Origin of the sequence: Leifsonia virtsii, assembly GCF_030433675.1 — a bacterium.
GTDB lineage: Bacteria > Actinomycetota > Actinomycetes > Actinomycetales > Microbacteriaceae > Leifsonia > Leifsonia virtsii.
Window position 1 is genome coordinate 294,005 of record NZ_JAROCB010000003.1, and the last position, 18,351, is coordinate 312,355.

At 71.9% G+C, this 18,351-nt stretch carries 22 protein-coding genes; 6 read left to right on the forward strand and 16 right to left on the reverse strand.

From position 1 onward, the window contains the following. Position 1 precedes the first annotated feature (1 nt). The 15 genes from P5G59_RS12290 to P5G59_RS12360 form a co-directional block, all read right to left on the reverse strand. Complete coding sequence (locus P5G59_RS12290; protein ID WP_301219277.1) at positions 2–1,369, reverse strand: flagellar hook-length control protein FliK; 1,368 nt, start codon at positions 1,367–1,369, stop codon at positions 2–4. Beyond that, on the reverse strand, positions 1,366–2,019 hold the full coding sequence (locus P5G59_RS12295; RefSeq protein ID WP_301219278.1) for a C40 family peptidase: 654 nt from the start codon (positions 2,017–2,019) through the stop codon (positions 1,366–1,368). Before P5G59_RS12295 ends, P5G59_RS12290 begins: the two co-directional genes overlap by 4 nt. After that, positions 2,016–2,450: a hypothetical protein gene (locus tag P5G59_RS12300; RefSeq protein WP_301219279.1), complete on the reverse strand. Its 435-nt coding sequence runs from the start codon at positions 2,448–2,450 to the stop codon at positions 2,016–2,018. The genes P5G59_RS12295 and P5G59_RS12300 overlap by 4 nt, the downstream gene beginning before the upstream one ends. Beyond that, positions 2,450–3,763: a FliI/YscN family ATPase gene (locus P5G59_RS12305; protein ID WP_301219281.1), complete on the reverse strand. Its 1,314-nt coding sequence runs from the start codon at positions 3,761–3,763 to the stop codon at positions 2,450–2,452. Before P5G59_RS12305 ends, P5G59_RS12300 begins: the two co-directional genes overlap by 1 nt. Continuing rightward, the gene (locus tag P5G59_RS12310; protein ID WP_301219282.1) at positions 3,760–4,365 is read right to left on the reverse strand and encodes a FliH/SctL family protein; all 606 of its coding nucleotides are present in this window, start codon (positions 4,363–4,365) and stop codon (positions 3,760–3,762) included. Before P5G59_RS12310 ends, P5G59_RS12305 begins: the two co-directional genes overlap by 4 nt. Continuing rightward, the gene (gene fliG / locus P5G59_RS12315; protein ID WP_301219283.1) at positions 4,355–5,365 is read right to left on the reverse strand and encodes a flagellar motor switch protein FliG; all 1,011 of its coding nucleotides are present in this window, start codon (positions 5,363–5,365) and stop codon (positions 4,355–4,357) included. The genes P5G59_RS12310 and fliG overlap by 11 nt, the downstream gene beginning before the upstream one ends. Continuing rightward, entirely contained in the window at positions 5,362–6,963 is a 1,602-nt protein-coding gene (gene fliF, locus P5G59_RS12320) for a flagellar basal-body MS-ring/collar protein FliF (RefSeq protein WP_301219285.1), read from the reverse strand. The genes fliG and fliF overlap by 4 nt, the downstream gene beginning before the upstream one ends. Further along, positions 6,963–7,268, reverse strand: coding sequence for a flagellar hook-basal body complex protein FliE (gene fliE, locus P5G59_RS12325; protein WP_175337093.1), 306 nt, complete (start codon positions 7,266–7,268; stop codon positions 6,963–6,965). The genes fliF and fliE overlap by 1 nt, the downstream gene beginning before the upstream one ends. Beyond that, positions 7,268–7,660 carry a flagellar basal body rod protein FlgC gene (locus P5G59_RS12330; protein ID WP_301219287.1) on the reverse strand — a complete coding sequence of 131 codons (393 nt, stop codon included), beginning with the start codon at positions 7,658–7,660 and terminating at the stop codon, positions 7,268–7,270. The genes fliE and P5G59_RS12330 overlap by 1 nt, the downstream gene beginning before the upstream one ends. 25 nt (positions 7,661–7,685) lie before the next feature. Then, a complete protein-coding gene (flgB, locus tag P5G59_RS12335) occupies positions 7,686–8,027 on the reverse strand; it encodes a flagellar basal body rod protein FlgB (RefSeq protein WP_301219289.1) in 342 nt (113 codons plus the stop codon). A 358-nt stretch (positions 8,028–8,385) separates the two neighbouring features. Continuing rightward, a complete protein-coding gene (locus P5G59_RS12340) occupies positions 8,386–8,697 on the reverse strand; it encodes a hypothetical protein (protein WP_301219291.1) in 312 nt (103 codons plus the stop codon). Continuing rightward, entirely contained in the window at positions 8,678–9,109 is a 432-nt protein-coding gene (locus P5G59_RS12345; protein ID WP_301219293.1) for a flagellar export chaperone FliS, read from the reverse strand. The genes P5G59_RS12340 and P5G59_RS12345 overlap by 20 nt, the downstream gene beginning before the upstream one ends. Further along, the gene (fliD, locus tag P5G59_RS12350; RefSeq protein ID WP_301219295.1) at positions 9,106–10,494 is read right to left on the reverse strand and encodes a flagellar filament capping protein FliD; all 1,389 of its coding nucleotides are present in this window, start codon (positions 10,492–10,494) and stop codon (positions 9,106–9,108) included. The genes P5G59_RS12345 and fliD overlap by 4 nt, the downstream gene beginning before the upstream one ends. A gap of 82 nt (positions 10,495–10,576) precedes the next feature. Further along, the gene (locus tag P5G59_RS12355; RefSeq protein WP_301219296.1) at positions 10,577–11,413 is read right to left on the reverse strand and encodes a flagellin N-terminal helical domain-containing protein; all 837 of its coding nucleotides are present in this window, start codon (positions 11,411–11,413) and stop codon (positions 10,577–10,579) included. A 95-nt stretch (positions 11,414–11,508) separates the two neighbouring features. Beyond that, the gene (locus P5G59_RS12360; protein WP_301219298.1) at positions 11,509–12,321 is read right to left on the reverse strand and encodes a sigma-70 family RNA polymerase sigma factor; all 813 of its coding nucleotides are present in this window, start codon (positions 12,319–12,321) and stop codon (positions 11,509–11,511) included. Positions 12,322–12,706: 385 nt separating this feature from the next. Between P5G59_RS12360 and flgN the strand changes: the two genes are divergently transcribed. The 4 genes from flgN to P5G59_RS12380 are packed head-to-tail and all read left to right on the forward strand — an operon-like array spanning position 12,707 to position 15,894. Beyond that, positions 12,707–13,198: a flagellar export chaperone FlgN gene (gene flgN, locus P5G59_RS12365; protein WP_301219300.1), complete on the forward strand. Its 492-nt coding sequence runs from the start codon at positions 12,707–12,709 to the stop codon at positions 13,196–13,198. Between the two features lie 4 nt (positions 13,199–13,202). Further along, entirely contained in the window at positions 13,203–14,627 is a 1,425-nt protein-coding gene (flgK, locus tag P5G59_RS12370; protein ID WP_301219302.1) for a flagellar hook-associated protein FlgK, read from the forward strand. Beyond that, complete coding sequence (flgL, locus tag P5G59_RS12375; protein WP_363324685.1) at positions 14,624–15,514, forward strand: flagellar hook-associated protein FlgL; 891 nt, start codon at positions 14,624–14,626, stop codon at positions 15,512–15,514. Before flgK ends, flgL begins: the two co-directional genes overlap by 4 nt. Next, a complete protein-coding gene (locus P5G59_RS12380) occupies positions 15,511–15,894 on the forward strand; it encodes a flagellar assembly protein FliW (RefSeq protein ID WP_301219304.1) in 384 nt (127 codons plus the stop codon). The genes flgL and P5G59_RS12380 overlap by 4 nt, the downstream gene beginning before the upstream one ends. Positions 15,895–15,915: 21 nt before the next feature. Here P5G59_RS12380 and P5G59_RS12385 read toward each other — a convergent pair whose 3' ends face one another. Next, on the reverse strand, positions 15,916–17,187 hold the full coding sequence (locus P5G59_RS12385; RefSeq protein WP_301219306.1) for a serine hydrolase domain-containing protein: 1,272 nt from the start codon (positions 17,185–17,187) through the stop codon (positions 15,916–15,918). 163 nt (positions 17,188–17,350) lie between these two features. Between P5G59_RS12385 and P5G59_RS12390 the strand changes: the two genes are divergently transcribed. Beyond that, positions 17,351–17,770 carry a DUF4383 domain-containing protein gene (locus P5G59_RS12390; RefSeq protein WP_301219308.1) on the forward strand — a complete coding sequence of 140 codons (420 nt, stop codon included), beginning with the start codon at positions 17,351–17,353 and terminating at the stop codon, positions 17,768–17,770. A 16-nt stretch (positions 17,771–17,786) separates the two neighbouring features. Further along, positions 17,787–18,338: a hypothetical protein gene (locus P5G59_RS12395; RefSeq protein ID WP_301219309.1), complete on the forward strand. Its 552-nt coding sequence runs from the start codon at positions 17,787–17,789 to the stop codon at positions 18,336–18,338. Positions 18,339–18,351: the final 13 nt, after the last annotated feature.

Here is an 18,351-nt window from a genome sequence, read left to right on the forward strand (position 1 = left end):
TCTAGACGATCAGGTCGATGCTGTGCGATGACCCGTCTGCGGGTGCGGACGGGGTGGAGCGGATGGATGCGGCGGGCGCGGCGGCCGGTCGGGACTCGGACTGGTGCGGCGCCGGCTCCTGCCTGGCTCCGCCCCTGCCGTCCTGCTGGGTCGCCGGCTGGTTCTGGGACGACAGGTCGAGCGTCCCGGTGAGCCCGGCGCCGGTGAGGTCGCGGCGCAGGTCGGGCAGGATCGCGCGGAGGGCGTCGCGCCCGACGTCGGTCGGTGCGAACAGCTCCACCCGGACGCCCTCGCCGCCGACGTGCGCCCGCACGGTGACGGGCCCGAGGTTGTCAGGCCGGACGTGCACCGTCATCACGTGCTCCCCCGCGCCCGCGGCGGCGAGGGTGAAGACGGGGCGCGCGAGCTGGCCGGCGAGCGGCTGCGGGGTGGATGCCGCGGGGGCGGGTGCCGCGGCAGGCGCGGCCGCGGCGGTGCGGTCGACCGCGACGGGTGCAGGGGCGGGCGCGGCGGGCGGCGGAGCGGTAGGCGGCTCGACGGTTGCGGTCTTCGGCTTCGCGACGGCTGCGGCCTCGGCGAGGGGCGCGGCCGCGGGAGCCGGGGTGGCCGCGGCCGTGAGGGCGGCGGCGTCGGGCTGCGCGGCTGCGGGAGGCTGCGGCGAGACACGGTTGTCCGCGCGCGCTGGGTCGACAACGGGTTGTGGGGCGATGGTCGTGGGCGCCGTCGGCGCGGAGGCAGTGGCGGTCGAGGGGGCGATCTCCGCCGCCGGAGCGGAAGTCGCGGGCGTCGCGGTCGGCTGAGCGGAAGCAGCAGAGGCGGTCGCAGGCGTCACCACCGGCGCAGGCGCAGGCTTGGAGGGCGCAGTCGCCGCAGGCGCGGCAGTCTGACGCGGCGCAGCACCCGGAACGGCCGGCGCGACCGACGAGGCGACAGCGGCGGTCGCGACCGTCGCGGCCGGCGTGACGGTCTGCGTCGCGTTCGCGGGAGCGGGAGCGGCAACGTTTGCCGACGGCTCGACGGAGACGGTCGGCGCTGCCGGAGCCACGGCCGTCACGAGCACCGCCGTCGGAGTGGGAGCAGGGGCCGCCGCGACCGCGTCCGGCTGGCCTGCAGCGAACGGCGAAGTGGTGTGCGTGCCGTCGGTCGAGGCATCGGCGGCCTTCGCAGGCTCGTCCGTGTTCGCCGCCTCTCCCCCGCTCACGTCGTCACCCGTGCCGCGCGTCGCGTGGCCGCGGCCGGGACGCGGGGACGCCTCCACCGCGCCCTTGAGGAAACCGTCGAACGCGTCAGCCGACCCCTTCGCCGCGGCGGACGCGGCAGGCCTCGCGGCCGCGGCAGGCGGCGCGGCGGTCACGGTCGCCGGGCTCACAGCGAGCCTCCGCTCGTCATCGACGCGAACAGCGAACGCAGCATGTCCGCCTTCGCGGTCGAGCCCGAGAGTGCAGAGGCACCGCTCGCCGCGGGCGCCGCCTGCGGCGCCACCCGGCGGATGGTCACGATGTCGGAGTCCTTCATCCAGTTGTCCACCAGGCTCACGTTGCGTCCTTCGCTCGGAGCGTGGATGACCTTCCCGTCGCCCGCGTAGATCACGATGTGCTCGCCGCCGTTGGTGACGATCAGGTCGCCGGGCTGGGCCTGGGCGAGCGACGGCACCTCCGTGCCGACCGTCGACTGGCCGGAGACCAGGCGCGGCACGTCGATCCCGAGGTCCTTGAACACGCGCTGCACGAGCCCGGAGCAGTCCAGGCCGGAGGCGCTCGTGCCGCCGAAGACGTACGGGACGCCGAGGTACTTCTTCGCGTCCGCCACCACGTCGGCGCCGGTCACCGAGCCGGTCGAGGTGCCCTGCGTTGCGCCGAGCGCTCCGGAGAGGGCGGAGGCGAAGTCCGTCGCCGACGTCCCGGAGGACGCCGAGGTCCCCGAAGCCGAGCCGGTCGCCGCCGTCTTCCCGGCGCTGTCGAGCTGCACCAGCGTCGCCTGGATCTGCGCGATGCGCCCGATCGCATCCGTCACGGTCATGCCTCTCCCCCTTCCCTGGCGCGCTGCCACGCGCCGGTCGCGATCTCGTCGATGGCCGCCTGCTCGGCGCTCAGGTCGCCCGCGGCGAGCTGCTCGCGGTGACGCGTCTCGAGCTTCTCCAGCCCCACCGCGCGCTTCTTCGCCTCGGTGAACGCCTCCTGCGCGACCTCGGCCTCCGCCTCCGCCTCCGCGGCGAGCGCGGTCAGGTCGGCGAGCATGCTGCGGCTGGAGGCGCGCGCGGCGGCCATCGCGAACAGCGTGCTCGCGTCGGTCGCCTCGACAGGCACCGCGTGCAGGGCGGCGATGGCGCGCGCCTGCCGCTCGCTTGCGTCGCGCCGCATCGCGTTGGCGGCGGCCAGGTCGCTCGCCGCGTGCTCCTTCTCGATCTGCCGCAGCCGCAGCAGACCGGCGAGTGCGAATGCTCGTGCCATCACGCGCCTCCCAGCATCCCGTTGAGCGCGTCGAGCCGCGCCCACGATTCGGCCGGCGGCGCCGGCTCGTCGATCGCCTGCCGCAGGAACGCGTCGATCGCGTCGGCGTGGGCGACCGCGGCGTCCACCTTCGGGTTCGTCCCTGGTTTGTAGGCGCCGACGTCGAGCAGGTCCTGCGCGCCGACCTTGGCGGCGAGGATGCTCCGCAGCGCCACGGCGGCCGCGCGCTGCTGCGGCGTGGCCACCCGCGACGCCAGCCGCGACACCGAGCCGAGCACGTCGACGGACGGGAAGTGGCCGACCACGGCCAGCCGCCGGTCGAGCACCACGTGCCCGTCGAGGATGGAGCGCGCGGCGTCGGCGATCGGCTCGTTGTGGTCGTCGCCGTCGACGAGCACCGTGTACAGCCCGGTGATCGAGCCGGTCTCGCCGGTGCCCGCGCGTTCGAGCAGCTGGGCGAGGAGCGAGAACGTCGACGGCGGGTAGCCGCGCGTCGCCGGGGGCTCGCCCGCCGAGAGGCCGATCTCGCGCTGCGCCATGGCGACGCGGGTGAGCGAGTCCATCATCAGGACCACGTCGGCGCCCTCGTCGCGGAACGCCTCGGCGATCCGCGTCGCCGCGAACGCGGCCCGCATGCGCATGACGGCCGGCTCGTCCGACGTCGCGACCACCACGACGGAGCGGGCCAGGCCCGCCGGGCCGAGGTCGTCCTCCAGGAACTCGCGCACCTCGCGTCCGCGCTCCCCCACCAGCGCGATCACGGACACCTGCGCGTCGGTCCCCCGCGCGATCATCGACAGCAGCGACGACTTGCCGACGCCGGAGCCGGCGAAGAGGCCCAGCCGCTGGCCGCGACCGGTGGTGACCATGGTGTCGAGCACCCGGACGCCGAGCCCGAGGGGCTGCAGGATGCGCGCGCGGCGCATGGCGTCCGGCGCACGGTTGCCGAGCGGCACGAAGCCGTCCGGCTCGATCGGTCCGCGGCCGTCGACCGGCCGGCCGAGCGCGTCGATGACGCGGCCGAGCATCCCGCGACCGGTCGGGACGAGCAGCGGTGCGCTGACTGCGCGCGCCGGAGCGCCCGCGGCGACCCCGGTCAGCGGGCCGTACGGCATGACCCTCACGCGGTCGGCCGTGGTGGCCACGACCTCGGCGTGCACGCCCGGGTCGGATCCGATCACGACGACGTCGCCGATGGCAGCAGGCACGCCCTCGAGCTCCGCGCTCAGGCCGAGCACGGCCGTCACGCGCCCGACGCGTTCGACACCTGCCGCCTCGACGGCGGTCCCCCACCGGGTCAGCACGGCGCTCACGACAGCGCCTCCTTCGCGCGCTGCAGCGCCGAGTGGATGCGCGCATCCAGCCACCCGTTCGGCAGCTCCCCGACGGCGTCGCCGCGGTGGAGCGCCGGGTCGGCGACCAGCTGCATCCCGTCGGCCCCGAAGGCTGCGGCCTGAAGCGCCGCGACGTCGTCCGGGTGCAGGCGGACGACCGGCACCGCGCCGGGAGCACCCGCGGCCTGCACGCGCGCGACGGCCGCCCGCGCGGCCGCGAGCCGGTCCTCCAGCGCGATGCCGACGACGGCGGTCGCGAGCTCGAACGCGGCGGCGGTCAGCGCCGCCTCCGCCTCGGCCAGCACCGGGACGGTCGCCTCGCGCAGTTCCACTGCGGCGGTCCGCAGCGCCGAGGCGAGCACGGCGACGCGATCCGCCGCCTCCGCGCTCTCCGCCGCCCTGGCGTCCTCCGCCTCGGCGAGCCAGCGCGCCTGCTCGGCCGCAGCCGCGCGCCTGCCCTCGGCGTACCCGGCCGCGTAGCCGCGGGAGCGGGCGGACGTCATCGCGGCGCGCTCCTGCTCCGTCTCGGCGATCACCGGGACGGTCAGGGGCTCGAAGCCGGCGACGGCGTCACTCGACATACGCGTCCTCGTCGCTGCGCTGCACGGTGATCGCGCCGCTCGCCTCCAGGTCGCGGATGGCGCGCACGATCTCGGCGCGCGCGTCCTCGACCTGCGAGAGACGCACCGGGCCGAGGATGCGGACCTCGTCCTCCAGCACCTCGCGGTTGCGCTCCGACAGGTTGGAGGTGATGACCTCGACCACCGCAGCGGCGGCGCCCTTCATCGCGACGGCGAGCACGGCCGCGTCGAGACCGCGCAGCACCTGCTGCACGTCCCGCGCCTCCAGGCGCACGATGTCGTCGAAGGTCAGCATCCGGGAGCGCACCTCCTCGGCCAGCTGCGGGTCGCGCTGCTCCAGCGCCTCCAGCAGGGCCTTCTCGGTGGCGGCGTCGGCGCGGTTGATGATGTCGACGAGCGGCTGCACTCCCCCGACCGCGTCGGAGGCTGTCCGCGACGAGACGACCGCGCTCGCGCGCTGCTTGAGCGTCTCGGCGACGACCCGCACCGCGTCCGGGCTCGGAGAGCCCATGGTGGCGATGGCGTGCGCGACCTCGGTGCGCGCACCGTCGTCGAGGCCCGCGAGCACGCGCGACGCGTGGTCGGCGCGCAGGTGCGCCAGCACGAGGGCGCTGGTCTGCGGGAGCTCGCCCGCGAGCAGCATCTGCACCTGGGCGGGCTCGACCGCGTCGAGGAACTCGAACTGCTTGCCCGCGAGGTTCGACGCGACCCGGTTGAGCACGCCGGTCGCGCGCTCCGCGCCGAAGGAGGCCTCCAGCAGCCCGACCGCGATGTCGCGGCCGCCGCGGGTGGTCACTGTTCCGTGGGTCGCGAGCTCGTGGAACTCGTTCAGCGCCTTCTCCGCGACCCCCGGGTCCACCCGGCGCAGCCGCAGGATCTCTGCGGTGATCTCGTCGGCCTCCTCGTCGGAGAACTGCTTCATCACCTGGGCCGCGCGCTGCTGATCCATGTTCATCAGCACCACGGCGACCTTCTGCGCCCCGGTCAGTGCCGCGTTCATACGCCCGCCCTGTCATCCATCAGGCTGCGCAGGAACTCGGCCGTGCGCTGCGGGTCGCGCTCGGCAAGCGCCTCGATCTCGGCGCGTCGGCGGTCGGCCTCGAGCTCGGCCGGGTCCGTGATCTCCGGGACGGGGTCGAGCTGCATCGGGACGGTCGGCGCCGCCTGCTCCAGCGCGATCGGGAACGCGCCTGCGTCGAGCGCGAGGGAGTCGGTGTCCTGCTCCAGCGCCGCGAGCTCGGCGGCCCGCTTCCGGCTGCGGCGGAACAGGGCGAACGCGATGATCGCTGCCGCGACGATGGCCCCGGCGATGAGCGAGGTGCGGATGATGCTGGTGAGCTGGTCCTGCGCTGCGGCGTCCTTCGCCTCCTGCAGCGCCTTGGCGGCCTCGGTCGCCCCCGCCTTGCTGAACGGCACCATCTCGACGCTCACCGAGTCGCCTCGCTTGACGTCGATGCCGGCGGCCGCGTTCACCAGGTTGCGGATCTCGTTCGCGCTGACACCGCCCACGGCGTCGGAGTTGAGCGCGACCGACACGGTCTGCCGGTTGATGGCGCCGGCCGGGATGGTGCGCTGCTCGGTGACCTTGTCGACCGCGTTGTCCTTCGTGCTCGACTCGGAGTTGAAGGTCCCGTTGCCGTTGGTGCCGTTCGGAACGGCGATGTTGTCCGGTCCGAGCACGCCGGCGTTGCCGCCGCCTCCGGAGCCCGTGTAGGTCTCCTTCTGGGTGGTCTCGCTCAGCGACGGCGCGTCCGTCGGCGCGGTGTACGACTCCTCGGTGCGCTGCGCGCTCTCGGTGCTGACGTCGGCCGCGACGGCGACGGTCGCGTTGCCGGGGCCGACGACCTTGTCGAGCATCTGCTGCACGGCCGACTTCACGCGCGTCTCGTAGTCGCTCGCCTGCTTGTCCGCTCCCCCGGTCGCCCCGCCGCCGACCGTGCTGAGCACGGTGCCGTCGGCGTCAACCACGGCGACGTCGGTCGGCTTCATGCCCGGGACGGCGGCGCTGGTGAGGTGCACGATGGCCTGCACCTGGTCGGCCGTGAGGGTCACGCCGCTCTGGGTCTCCACGAAGACCGAGGCGGTCGGGTCCTTCTTCTCGGAGGCGAACACCGTCTCCTGCGGGATGGCGAGCCGCACCGAGGCCGCCTTGACGCCCTTCATCGCGGCGATGGTGTTGCCGAGCTCCCCCTCCATCGCACGCTTGTAGGTGACGTTCTGCTGGAACTCGGACGACGTGACCCCCATCTTGTCGAGCAGCGAGTACCCGCCCGTGGTGGACGCGGGCAGGCCCGCCGACGCAGCCTTCAGCCGCTCGTCGTAGACCTTCTCCTGCGGGACGAGGATGGTCGAACCGCCGTCGGTCAGCTGGTACGGCACCCCGTCGGTGCGCAGCTGGTCGACGATCGCGGAGGCGTCCGACGCGGCGACGCCGGAGAACAGTGGGGTGTACGACGGCTGGGACGCCCACATGGCGATCCCGGTCACACCGAGGGCGACGACGGCCACGCCGATGATCGCGATGACCCGCTGGGCCACGCTGAAGCCGCGGATCGTGTCGCCGAGCCGCCGGAAGAAACTGGTCACCTGCTGAGGCATCAGGCCTGCATCCGCATGATCTCGTTGAACGCGTCGACGGCCTTGTTCCGCACGCCCGCCACGAGCTCGAGCGTCACCTGGGCGCGCGTCGAGGCCAGGGTGGCGTCATGGATGTCGTCGAGGTTGCCGGTGACGGCCTGGATGGCGAGCTTGTCGCTCGTGCCCTGCAGCTGCTGCAGGTTGTCGATCGCCCCGGTGAGGGCGTTCCCGAAGGCCGCTCCCCCGGTGGGCTGCGTCGTCGAGGCCGGCTGGACGCCGGTGCTCGCGCCGATGCCGGACAGTGCGCCGATGGCGGGGATGGGCATCAGTTCCTCCCGATCTGGAGCGCGGCCTGGTAGGTCTCCTTCGCGCGGTCGACCACCGCCGCGTTGGCCTGGTAGCCGCGCTGGGCCATGATCAGCGAGCCCATCTGCTCGGACAGGTCGATGTCCGGGTAGCGGACGTAACCGTCGGCGTCGGCGACGGGGTTGGTCGGCTCGTAGACCATGCGGCCCTCGGCGCTTCCGTAGGCGGCGCCGGCGACGTACACGCCGGAGACGCCCTCGCCCTCCTGCGCCACGACGTACCGGGCCTGGAAGGCGGAGCCGTTCGTGGGCTTCGCGGTGTTGATGTTGGCGAGGTTGTCGGAGATGGCGTCGAGCCAGTGCCGGTGCAGGTTGAGGCCCGTGCCGGCGATCCCGATGGCGTCGAAAGTCATGTGCAGTGCTCCTCGTTGTCCGGCGTCAGACGGTCTTCAGGGCGGCGCGGATGGCGGAGAACTGGTTGCCGGCCGCCTGGGAGGCGAACTGGAACCGCAGCACGGTGTCCACGTTCGAGAGGGTCTCGGTGTCGAGGTTGACGTTGTTGCCGTCGAGGCGCGTCGGCTCCAGCGAGCGCTGGGACGTCGCCGCCGCATGTCCGTCGTGCTCGGCGACGGAGGCTGCGAGCGCGGACTCGAAGGACACCCGCTCGGCCGTGTAGCCGGGGGTGTTGACGTTGGCGATGTTGTTCGCGATGGCGCGTTGCCGCGCTGCGAGGCCGTCGAGGGCACTCGCCAGGGCGGCGCTGGTCACGGATTCGAGCACAGCTGCACTCCAGGGTCGTGGGGCGGCCCATCCGTGGCCAAATCGGTGAGCGATCCGTGCTCGATCTGAGCTATCGGCAGGTCTCCCCCGGCCGTTAGGCACTCCGCTCAGCAGTTGTTCGCCGGGCGATTGCCCACACCGTCATCCACAGTATGTACCCCGTTGTGAATTACACCCGTGTGTTTTCGAAGAGACCTTCGATTGCGGTCGAGCGCAGGTAAAAGGCCAGGTCAAGTGGCTTTTATCAATCCTGAGAATCTGAGAATCCACACATCCCGCGCGTGTCCTCCACACGATCGCGGCAGTAGTCCACGCGTTTTGCACGTAGTTATCCACAGGTGGACAACGTGTGGGGGAGTCAGCCGATCAGATCGAAGTACACCGGATGCGGGCCGGCCTCCGAGCGGGGTACAGCCCGCACGGCCGCGAGATGGCGCGCGGTCGTCTGCCGCACGTCCTCCAGGTAGCGCATCGTGTGCAGCTGAGCCTCGATCAGACGCGCCGCGCGCTCCTGCAGCTCGGCCGGGATGGGGCCGAGGCCGATGGGTGGCCGCCAGGGGACGGGGTCGGCCTGGGCGAGCGCGCCGTGCAGCTCGCGCTCCATCCGGTCGAGCGCCTCCGACCAGCCGGCGAGGCCGCCGGTCGCAGGCTCAGGCGACGCCGAGGTCACGCGTGATCCCGGTGGCGGCGGTCGCGGACGGCAACAGGGCGGCCGCCTCGTGCCAGGTCTGGCGCAAGGGTTCCGCGAGGGCGATCGCCTCGCGCACCTTGGTCACGTCGCGCTCGATCATCCCGCCAACGATCAGGTCGGCGAGGTAACCGTAGAGCTGCAGAAGACCCTCGGCGCCGTCCCACAGGTCCACCCGGAGGCTGCCGGCCAGCTCGGCGACGATCTGATCGGCGTGCCGCAGGTTCTCCCACGCGGTCGGCCACTGCTCGGCCTCCAGCGCGGTCTCGCCCCGGGTGAGGTCGAGCAGCAGGCGGTCGTACAGCATCGTGAGCAGCCTCGCGGGGCTGGCCGAGAGGACGCTGTCGCGGTTGTACGCGGAGAGCTTGGCGGCGGCGGAGGTCAATGGGTTCATGAGGCGCTCGCAGTGGGGAGGGACGACAGCTGGCCGCTCAGCCACGACGACTGGGACTGCAGCTGCTGCAGCTGGACTTCGAGGTTCGCGTAGGTCTTCTCGAGCGTGGACCGACGATCGGCGAGACGCGTGTCCCAGTCGGTGATCTGGTCGTTGAGGTCCTTCACGGTCGACTGCTCGCCCTTGATGCGGAGCGAGAGCGAGCCGGTGTAGGTGTCGCTCGCGGCGGTCGAGGCGTCCGCGACACGCTGCGCGATCGTGGTGAGCGCGCCCTTCACCGCGTCCGGGTCGGCGGCCATCGCGGTGGCGAAGACGTTCTGGTCGAAAGTGACCGTGCCGTCGCGCTGGATGCTGATGCCGTAGGTGGAGGGGGAGACGCCGTTGACGGGAGCGCTGATCGCATCCACCAGCTTCTGGTTGACGTCACGGGTCGTCGAGTCGCCGGTGAACGGGCCGCCCGTCACGACGGTGCCCCCGGCCGAGTCGGTGGAGGTGCTCACCGCCTGCTTCTGGGAGATGAGCGACAGGATGTCGTTGACGGAGGTGACGAGCGAGTTCGCCGCGGCCGTGAGCCCCTTGTCGTCGCGTGCGACCGTGAGCGTGACGGGGGTGGTCGACGCGGCGGTGACCGTGACCGAGACCCCGGGGAGCACATCCGAGAACGTGTTGGTGGAGCTGGTGACCGTCTGGGCGGCTCCGCTTCCGGCCCACAGCGTCAGCTGGGCGTCCTGCGCGGCGCGCACCTGCGCGGCGCCCGGATCGGAGAGCAGATTCGTCGCGGTGCCCGCGGCCACGTCCGCGGGAGTCCCTCGGTACGCGGTGAACGCGCCCGCCGCGCCGGTCTTCGTGGAGCTCAGCTGCAACCGGTACAGGGGCTGACCGGTCGACGGGTCGAGGCCCGCGGCCACCCGGGTTGCGCTGACGCCGACGCCGGCCTGATTGATGGCGGCGGCGACATCGGCGAGCGAGCCGCTCGCCGCGGTCACCTGCTTGGTGGTGCCGTCGGCCGCGACGAAGGTGAGCGTCGGCGGCTGGTCCGGCCACTGGGTGAGCGGGCCGGTGACCGTGACCTGGGACTGGGCCAGCCGGTCCACGGTGAAGTCGATGGTGCCGTCCACGGCTCCGGTGCCGGCGGTCGCCGTGACCGCGGTGGAGGTGGTGGAGGCGGTGTGGAGGTCGACACCCGTCGGCTTTGCGAGCGCGCCGGCCGAGGTCGCGAGCGCGGCGACCTTGGTGTTCAGGGCCTGCATGGCCGTGATGTAGGTCGTGGAGTCGGAGAGCTTGTTCTTGAGCAGCGTCTGCGGAATCGCTTCGGCCTGCATCAGGCTGTTGATCAGCTGCGTCGTGTTCAAGCCGCTGATGAGGCCGTCGACCGCCATGCCCATGCGGGTCTCTCCCTCCTACGTCGGTGGTGCGGATGGTTCGGCGGCCGGGGCGTCAGAACGACGCCCCGGCCGCCGGGCCTGATCAGCGGAGCAGCTGCAGGACGCCCTGGTTGGACTGGTTCGCCTGAGCGAGCATCGCCGTGCCGGCCTGCGACAGGATGTTGGAGCGGGTGTACTTCACCATCTCCTCCGCCATGTCGGTGTCGGTGATGCGGCTGGACGCGGCCGACAGGTTCTCCTTCGACACGTTGAGGCTGCGAACGGCCGACTCGAAGCGGTTCTGCGAGGCGCCGAGCTCCGAGCGGGCGGTCGAGATCGCGGTGATCGCGGTGTCGATCGCGGTGATCGTCGTGTTCGCCGTCGCGTTGCTGGTGACGTCGAAGCCGGTGGCGCCGGCGGCGCCGGACAGCGTGCCGACCGAGGTCGCCACGTCGGCCAGGTTGACCGCGATGGTGTCGTTGGCGGTCGAGCCCGCGCCCACCTGGAAGTTCAGCGAGCCGCCCTTGAGCAGGTCGATCCCGTTGAAGTTGGTGCCGTTGGTGATGCGGTTGAGCTCCTTGCCCAGCTCGTCGGCCTCCGTCTTGATCGCCGCGCGCGAGGTCGCGTTGTTCGAGTCGTTGCCGCCCTGCACCGCGAGGTCGCGCATGCGCTGCAGGATGGAGTGGACCTCGGTGAGCGAGCCTTCAGCGGTCTGCACGACGCTGATGCCGTCCTGGGCGTTGCGGGCCGCGACGGTCAGACCGCCGACCTGCGACTTCAGGCCCTCCGAGATGGCGAGACCCGCCGCGTCGTCCGCCGCACGGTTGATGCGGAGGCCGCTGGACAGCTTCTCGAGCGACTTCGAGAGGTCGCCCTGCGTGTTGTTCAGGTTGCGGTAGGCGTTGTTCGCCGCGATGTTGGTGTTGATCTGCATACCCATGATGTTTCCTCCATGACTGGGTGGTGGTCCGCGGCCCTTCCGTGGTCCGCATGAGCCTCTATCGGCTCGGGTTCCCGTCCCGTTAGGGACGAGGTTCAGGACGCCCGGGCTGAGCTGGGCGAGGTGGGGGAGAGGAGCGAGACGCCCGCGACCGCGTGCTGCGCGAGGCGCGCCAGGTAGGCGCTCCGGCGGGCCTGCGAGGTCTTCGCCTCGATCACGACCGGGTCGCCCTCGTCGGCGTAGTGCGTGGCCATGCCCTCGCGCATGAGCCGGATCGCCTCCGAGCGCTGCTGCGAGACGGCGGAGTGCGTGATCCCGAGCTCTTCCGCGATCTCGGTGACCGTGCGGTCGTCGAAGTAGATCGCCTCGACGATGGAGCGCATCCGGTCGGGGAGTGCCGCGACGGCCGCACGGACGTAGGCGGTCTGCTCGTTCGCCAGGAGGGAGTCCTCGGGGCCGACCGTCTCGGAGACGAGGAGCGGTTCGACGGTCTCGTCGAGCGCGGTCACGGTGCGGGAGGCGTCGGCGAGGCCGGCCTCGGCCGTCGCGCGGTCGACGCCGAGCGCGTTGGCGATCTCGTCGACGCTCGGGCCGCGCCCAAGCGCCGCCGTCAGGCTCTCCTGCACCGCCAGCGTCTCCTTGATGCGCTTGCGGGCGGAGCGGGTGGCCCAGTCGGATGCGCGGAGCTCGTCGGCGAGCGCTCCGACGATACGGGTGCGGGCGTAGGCGCCGAACGGCACGCCGATGGTCGGGTCGTAGGCGTCAGCGGCGGTCACCAGCGCGACGGCGCCGGCCGAGGCGAGGTCGTCGCGCGACAGGTGGGTGGCACGAGAGCAGAGGTCGGACACCAGGTAGCCGACCAGCGGCAGGTTCTCGACGACAAGCGCGTTGCGTTCTGTGCGGTTCACGCTGGGCGACCCCTCATTCATCGGACGGATACGTGGCGATGTCTCGATCGGGCGAGTCATTGCTGGTACTCGGGCGGTGCGGTTCGCAACCGGGCTTACTTCGGGTGCCGATCGCGGTGCTAGGGGCCTTACGTGTTCACGGTAACAATGCGAATCCACTCAGGTCCCGCGTCCGGTGCCCCCATTAAGGGGCAGCCCCTACCCCCAGTACGGGGAATACTGGCATGCCGCCGAGAAGCGGTACGTCGTGGCTCCCGCGGACGCGCACCCGCGCCTAACATCGGGCGAAAGCGTGCCGATGGTCTGGTACGCCGGCACAGGATCCCGGCATCAGACCCGAGGAGACCAGGTGCGCACATCGACTCACGAGGAAGTTGGTAGCGACATGGCCGCGAGCGAGCTCTCCGCGCAGCTGTGGAAGGAGCGCGAGCTCCTGGAACTCCTGCTGTTCAAGCTCGAGGAGGAGCAGCTGCTCCTGATCGCCGGCAAGTCGCGGTGGATCTCCCACGCCACCCGTGAGGTCGAGCAGGTAGTCGAGCGGATGCGCGCCGTGGGTCTCGCCCGCACCGTCGAGGTCTCCTCCGTCGCCGAGGAGTGGGGGCTCGGTCCCGACGCCACCCTGCGGGAGCTCGCGACCGCCGCGCCCGACGGCATCTGGTCCGACATCTTCGGCTCGCACCTGGCCGCCATGACCGAGCTGACCGCGCAGATCGCCGAGGTGCGCGACACCAACGAGCGTCTGCTCCGTGAGGCCGCCCGCTCGACGCAGGAGACGCTGAGCTCGATGTCGGCGGCCGGCGACGACCCCGGCGTCTACGGCGCAGGGGGAGCGGGCAGCACCGGCGACACGGCCCGCTTCTTCGACACGGAGGCCTGACCGGATGAGCACCTTCAGCGGTCTGAACACCGCGTACTCCGGCCTCGTCGCCGCCAAGGCGGGGCTCGACGTCGTCGGGCAGAACCTGGTGAACGCGAACACGCCGGGCTACACGCGCCAGCGGGTCAGCACCTCGGGCGTCCCGGCCCTCAACTCCGCCGGCCTGTTCTCGGGCGGCGTCCGCCCAGGTCAGGGCGTCAGCGTCGACGGCATCCAGCGCCTCGACGACGCGGCCATCGACGCGAGGGTCCGGAGCACGACGGCACTCTCCGGGTACACGAACACCCGGGCGGACGCGCTCTCCACCCTGGAGGCGTCGCTGAACGAGCCGGGCACCAACGGCCTGTCGACGCAGCTGCAGAAGTTCTGGTCCGCCTGGGGCGATGTCGCCAACCAGGCGGGGGAGCAGGCGCCGGTCGGCGTACTGCTCGGCCAGGCGGGCAGCCTCGTGACGCAGCTGCAGACCGGGTACCGCGCGGTCGACGACCAGTGGAGCGCGGTGCGGACCTCGATGGACGGCATGGTCGCCGACCTCAACACGGCCGCGACCGAGGTCGCCGACCTGAACGGGCGCATCCGCTCGGCCCTCATGTCGGGACAGTCGCCCAACGAGCTGATGGACCGCCGGGACCTGCTCACCACGTCCATCGCCAAGCTGGCCGGGGGAGTGGTGCGGCCCAACGAGGACGGCACGGTGGACGTTCTGGTCGGCGGTAACGCGCTCGTCGCCGGCACGACCGCCAACGCGGTCAAGGCCGCCGGTGCGACCCGCATGGTGGACGCCGGGGCCGACCCGGCGCGGCTGGAGTGGGCGTACCGTCCGGGCGCGGCGATCGCGCTCGAGGGCGGTTCGATCGCCGGCGCGGTCTCGACCCTTGCTCCCGCCGACGCCTCCGGCACGGGCGGTGTGCTCGCCGAGGCCGCCGCGAGCTACAACGCGTTCGCCGTCGCGCTCGCTCAGCGGGTGAACGCCGTGCACCAGACCGGCGTGACGCCGACCGGCGCGACCGGGCTCGACTTCTTTGCGATCGACGCCAGCAAGCCCGCGGCCCTCGGACTCTCCGTCGTACCGACCGGCGTCTCTCAGGTGGCCACGGGAGCACCCGGTGCGGGAGGCTCCGACGGCAGCATCGCCGACGCGATCGGCCAGCTCGGCACCGGGGCCAACGCCGTCGACAAGCAGTGGTCGGCCTTCGTCGTGCGCGTCGGCGTCGCGAGCAAGACCGAGAAGCAGCAGTCCGATCTCGCCGACCTCGCCACCAGTGCCGCGACCAACGCCCAGTTGTCCGGCGCATCCGTCGACCTCGACGAGGAGAACATGAACATGCTCTCGTTCCAGCATGCCTACCAGGGAGCCGCGCGCGTGATGACCGCCGTGGACGAAGCCCTCGACGTGCTCATCAACCACACCGGACTCGTCGGGAGATGACCGTGATCAGCCGAGTGACCAACGCGACCCAGACCGCGAACGCCCAGCGCAACCTGCAGTTGAGCCTCCAGCGCCAGGCGGCGCTGTACGACCAGGCGACCAGCCGTCGCCTGCTCAACAAGCCGTCGGACGACCCCACCGCCACGGCCAGCGCGCTCGGCGTGCGCTCCGACCAGGCGGCGACCGCGCAGTACCAGCGCAATGTCGACAACGGCGATGCCTGGCTGAACACGGCCGACTCCGCGCTCTCGTCCGTCGAGACCCTCATGCGTCGCGCCCGTGACCTGACCGTCCAGGGCGCGAACGACGGCGCGATGTCGCCGGAGGCGAAGGAGTCGATCGCGACGGAGCTCGACGGCATCAAGAAGAGCCTGCTCGCGCTCGCCAACACCACCTACCTCGGGCGGACCGTCTTCGCCGGCAACTCGGACGCAGGAGTCGCCTTCCAGCCCGACTACTCCTTCACCGGGGCGGCTGGAAGTACAGTGGAGCGCAGGATCGGCCCCGACACCACGGTGCGGGTGGATGCCGACGGCGCCGCGGTCTTCGGAACGGGCGCTTCGTCGGTGTTCTCGCTGATCGACAACACCGTGAACGACCTCCGCACGGGCGTGAACGTCCGGCCCCGGCTGGCGGAGATCGACGACAGGATGAAGGCCATCGTGGGAGAGCACGCGGAGATCGGCGGCCGCCAGACCCGCATCGACAAGGCGAAGGACGCCCTCGCCGTCGGCGCGAACGCCCTGGAGGGTCAGCGCTCCTCCCTGGAAGACGTCGACCTGAGCAAGGTGATCCTCGACCTCAAGACCCAGGACGTGAACTACCAGACCGCCATCGCCGTGACCGCGCGCGTGCTCCAGCCGACCCTGATGGACTTCCTCCGATGACCGCGATCAGCTTCCTCGCACCCCCGCCCGGCCTCGAGCCGCTCGACGCCTTCGAGCTGGAGCCGGTCGCCGGCGCGGACGGGCTCTACACGCTCGCCTCGACCGAGCGTCCCGAGATCCGCCTGTTCACGATCGACGCGGAGCGCCACCTGCCCGGCTACTCGCCGGAGCTGCCCGACGACCGTGCGGCGGAGCTCGGCATCCAGGAGGCCTCAGAGGCCCTCCTGCTCGTCGTGGTCACGCCCTCCCAGTCCGGCAGCACGGTCAACCTGCTCGCGCCGGTGATCGTCAACCGCGGGACGGGCGCGGCCCTGCAGCTGGTGCTCGACGACGACGCGTTCCCTGTGCGGGCAGAGCTCGCCGCCCTCGCCGGCGCGTAGGGCGGCTCAGCCGGCCTTCGCTCAGCCGGCCTTCTTAGCGGGGCACGGCGCAGCCTTGGTCATCGCGTCCACGGTCTGCTGCTCCGACCATGGCAGCGAGGGAACCACCTTCGCGCCCTTCTGCTTCGCGGGCAGCTTGGAGGCGATGGACGCCAAGCGCTGAGCCAGCGCCTGAGCGAACCCGGCACCGGGGGTGGAGTTGTTGAGCGCCACCACGACGGTCAGGCCCGAGGACGGGTCGGAGAACACCGCGGACAGGTACCCGGGAACGGCCCCGCTGCTCCCGCGCAGCGGACCGAGGAGCTGCACGCCGAGGCCGTAGCGCTGCCACGACTGGCCGTTGACCACCGCGTCCACCTGGGCCTTGTCGCTCTTGTCGCTCAGGAGGCTGCCCGCGGCGAGCGCCTGCCCGAACGACTTCAGGTCGGCCAGGTTCGAGACGGCTCCGCCCGAGGTCCACCCCTGCGACGGGGAGAGGCGGCTCACGTCCCTCATCGGCTCGCAGACGACCGCACCGGCGCCGTCGACTCCGGCCGCGTAACCCGCCGGGTGCTTCCCCGGCACGGAGAACTGCGAGCTGCCCGGCAGGCTCGTCGCTTTCATCCCCAGCTCGTCGAAGACGTACTGCTTGTACAGCTCGGGCCAGCTTCGGTCGGTGGCGTTCTGCAGCGCCATCCCGACGAGCACGGCGTTCGTGGCCGAGCGGCCGTACTTCTCGCCCGGCTTCCCGTAGCGCTGCATCGCGATGCCGTCGCTCGCCAGCTCCAGGGGAGGCCACTGCCGGGTCGGGTTCATCACGAACTTGCCCGACAGCGCCGCCGTGTAGTCGGCGATGCCGGAGGTGTCCTGGCACAGCTCCCGCAGGGTGACGCCCTCCACCCCGACGAGCCCGGGCACCCACTTGGTGAGCGGGTCGTCGAGTCCGACCCGGCCCTCGTCGACCAGCCGGAGGAGGACAGTGCACGTCATCGGGGTGGTGTTCTGGCCGATCCGGAAGGTCATGTCCTCGGTCACCGGCGTCGAACCGCCACGGGTCGTCGTCCCGACGGCCGTCGTCCAGCTGCCCGCCCAGGGCGCCCACACGCCCGCCACACCGGCGGAGGCGTCCGCCAGGGTCATGGCGTCGGTGACGGCGGCGGTCATGCGCTTCTCGACGTCCGCCCCCAGACCGCCCGGCTGCTGCGACGGCAGGTCGGTGCTGCCCGCGGCGCCCGTGCATCCGGCCAGCGCGAGCGTCGCCAGCCCGGCGGCTGCGGCGAGCGCGAGCCGCCCGAACTTGCTCTGACGTCGCATCGTTACATCCCCCCGGGGGTCGGCCCTGTGTGTCCAGCGATTATACGTGCGGCAGAATTCCGGCTCCGGCGCAAGGGGCTGTGTCCGCAATCCGATTCGGTCGATGCTGCGAATGGAATGTGAGGCGCGCATCCGTGCGCCGTCCCTACGGAAGGAACGTGTCATGCGCAACTCACCGAATCGTCTGGTGGCCACCATCTTCGGTGCGGTCTACCTGCTCGTCGGTCTCCTCGGCTTCGCCGTCACCGGCGGTGTCGGCTTCGTCGCCACCAAGGGCGGACTGCTGCTCGGCATCTTCGAGGTGAACCCGCTGCACAACATCGCCCACCTCCTGATCGGCGCCGCCCTGCTGATTGCCGGTCTGACCCGGGTCGCCGCGGCCAAGGCAGTCAACACCACGGTCGGCGCCGTCTACCTGCTGCTGGGTATCGTCGGCTTCTTCCTGGTCGGCACTGGCGCGAACATCCTCGCGCTGAACACGCCCGACCACTTCCTGCACCTGGTGAGCGCCATCGTCCTGCTGGGCACGGGACTCGGCGCCGACCGCGGCACGCGCGCCACCACGGCCGCGACCGCCCGCTAAGCAGGCCACGGCTCCCATGAGCAGGATGACGGGAACGCTGCGGGCCGCCCCCGCCGCCTCGGCCGACACGGCCGTGGCGGTGGGCCCGGCGGCCCGCGCGTTCCTCGCCGTGGCCGCGCTGGGGGCGGGGCTGCTGCATGCGGCCCTCGCCCCCAGCGCACCCCCCGCGCTGCTCGCCGCGTTCCTCACGATGTCGCTCGCCGAGCTCGGCTGGGCGGCGGGAACGCTCGCCCGCGACAAGCCCTTCGTGTTCCGCGCCGTGCCGGCGCTCGCGCTTCTCCCCGTCGGACTCTGGGCCGCGCTCGCGGTCGCCGGAGCGACGGCGTCGGGAGGCACGGCGATCGCCCTTCCCCTCGTGCCGATGGGCGTCGCCTCGCTGCTGGACGTCGCAGTCGCCGCCACGGCCGCCGTGGTGCTCCGCCGAGGACGCGCTGTGCGCGACCAGAGCGGACTCCGCTTCTTCCTCTCCCTGGCCATCAGCGCCTGCGCGGTCTGCGCCGTCACCATCCCGGCGCTCGGGCTCACGGACGCCGGAATCGCCGCCGTGACGGTGCACCACCACCACTGAGCCGTGGCGAGTT

Coding starts and splice junctions, on each gene's coding strand:
- P5G59_RS12295 (WP_301219278.1), bottom strand. CDS start 2,019: ATGACCGTGACGGATGCGATCGGGCGCATCGCGCAGATCCAGGCGACG.
- P5G59_RS12300 (WP_301219279.1), bottom strand. CDS start 2,450: ATGGCACGAGCATTCGCACTCGCCGGTCTGCTGCGGCTGCGGCAGATC.
- P5G59_RS12310 (WP_301219282.1), bottom strand. CDS start 4,365: ATGTCGAGTGACGCCGTCGCCGGCTTCGAGCCCCTGACCGTCCCGGTG.
- fliG (WP_301219283.1), bottom strand. CDS start 5,365: ATGAACGCGGCACTGACCGGGGCGCAGAAGGTCGCCGTGGTGCTGATG.
- fliF (WP_301219285.1), bottom strand. CDS start 6,963: ATGCCTCAGCAGGTGACCAGTTTCTTCCGGCGGCTCGGCGACACGATC.
- fliE (WP_175337093.1), bottom strand. CDS start 7,268: ATGCCCATCCCCGCCATCGGCGCACTGTCCGGCATCGGCGCGAGCACC.
- P5G59_RS12330 (WP_301219287.1), bottom strand. CDS start 7,660: ATGACTTTCGACGCCATCGGGATCGCCGGCACGGGCCTCAACCTGCAC.
- P5G59_RS12345 (WP_301219293.1), bottom strand. CDS start 9,109: ATGAACCCATTGACCTCCGCCGCCGCCAAGCTCTCCGCGTACAACCGC.
- fliD (WP_301219295.1), bottom strand. CDS start 10,494: ATGGGCATGGCGGTCGACGGCCTCATCAGCGGCTTGAACACGACGCAG.
- P5G59_RS12355 (WP_301219296.1), bottom strand. CDS start 11,413: ATGGGTATGCAGATCAACACCAACATCGCGGCGAACAACGCCTACCGC.
- flgN (WP_301219300.1), top strand. CDS start 12,707: ATGGCCGCGAGCGAGCTCTCCGCGCAGCTGTGGAAGGAGCGCGAGCTC.
- flgK (WP_301219302.1), top strand. CDS start 13,203: ATGAGCACCTTCAGCGGTCTGAACACCGCGTACTCCGGCCTCGTCGCC.
- flgL (WP_363324685.1), top strand. CDS start 14,624: ATGACCGTGATCAGCCGAGTGACCAACGCGACCCAGACCGCGAACGCC.
- P5G59_RS12380 (WP_301219304.1), top strand. CDS start 15,511: ATGACCGCGATCAGCTTCCTCGCACCCCCGCCCGGCCTCGAGCCGCTC.
- P5G59_RS12385 (WP_301219306.1), bottom strand. CDS start 17,187: ATGCGACGTCAGAGCAAGTTCGGGCGGCTCGCGCTCGCCGCAGCCGCC.
- P5G59_RS12390 (WP_301219308.1), top strand. CDS start 17,351: ATGCGCAACTCACCGAATCGTCTGGTGGCCACCATCTTCGGTGCGGTC.
- P5G59_RS12395 (WP_301219309.1), top strand. CDS start 17,787: ATGAGCAGGATGACGGGAACGCTGCGGGCCGCCCCCGCCGCCTCGGCC.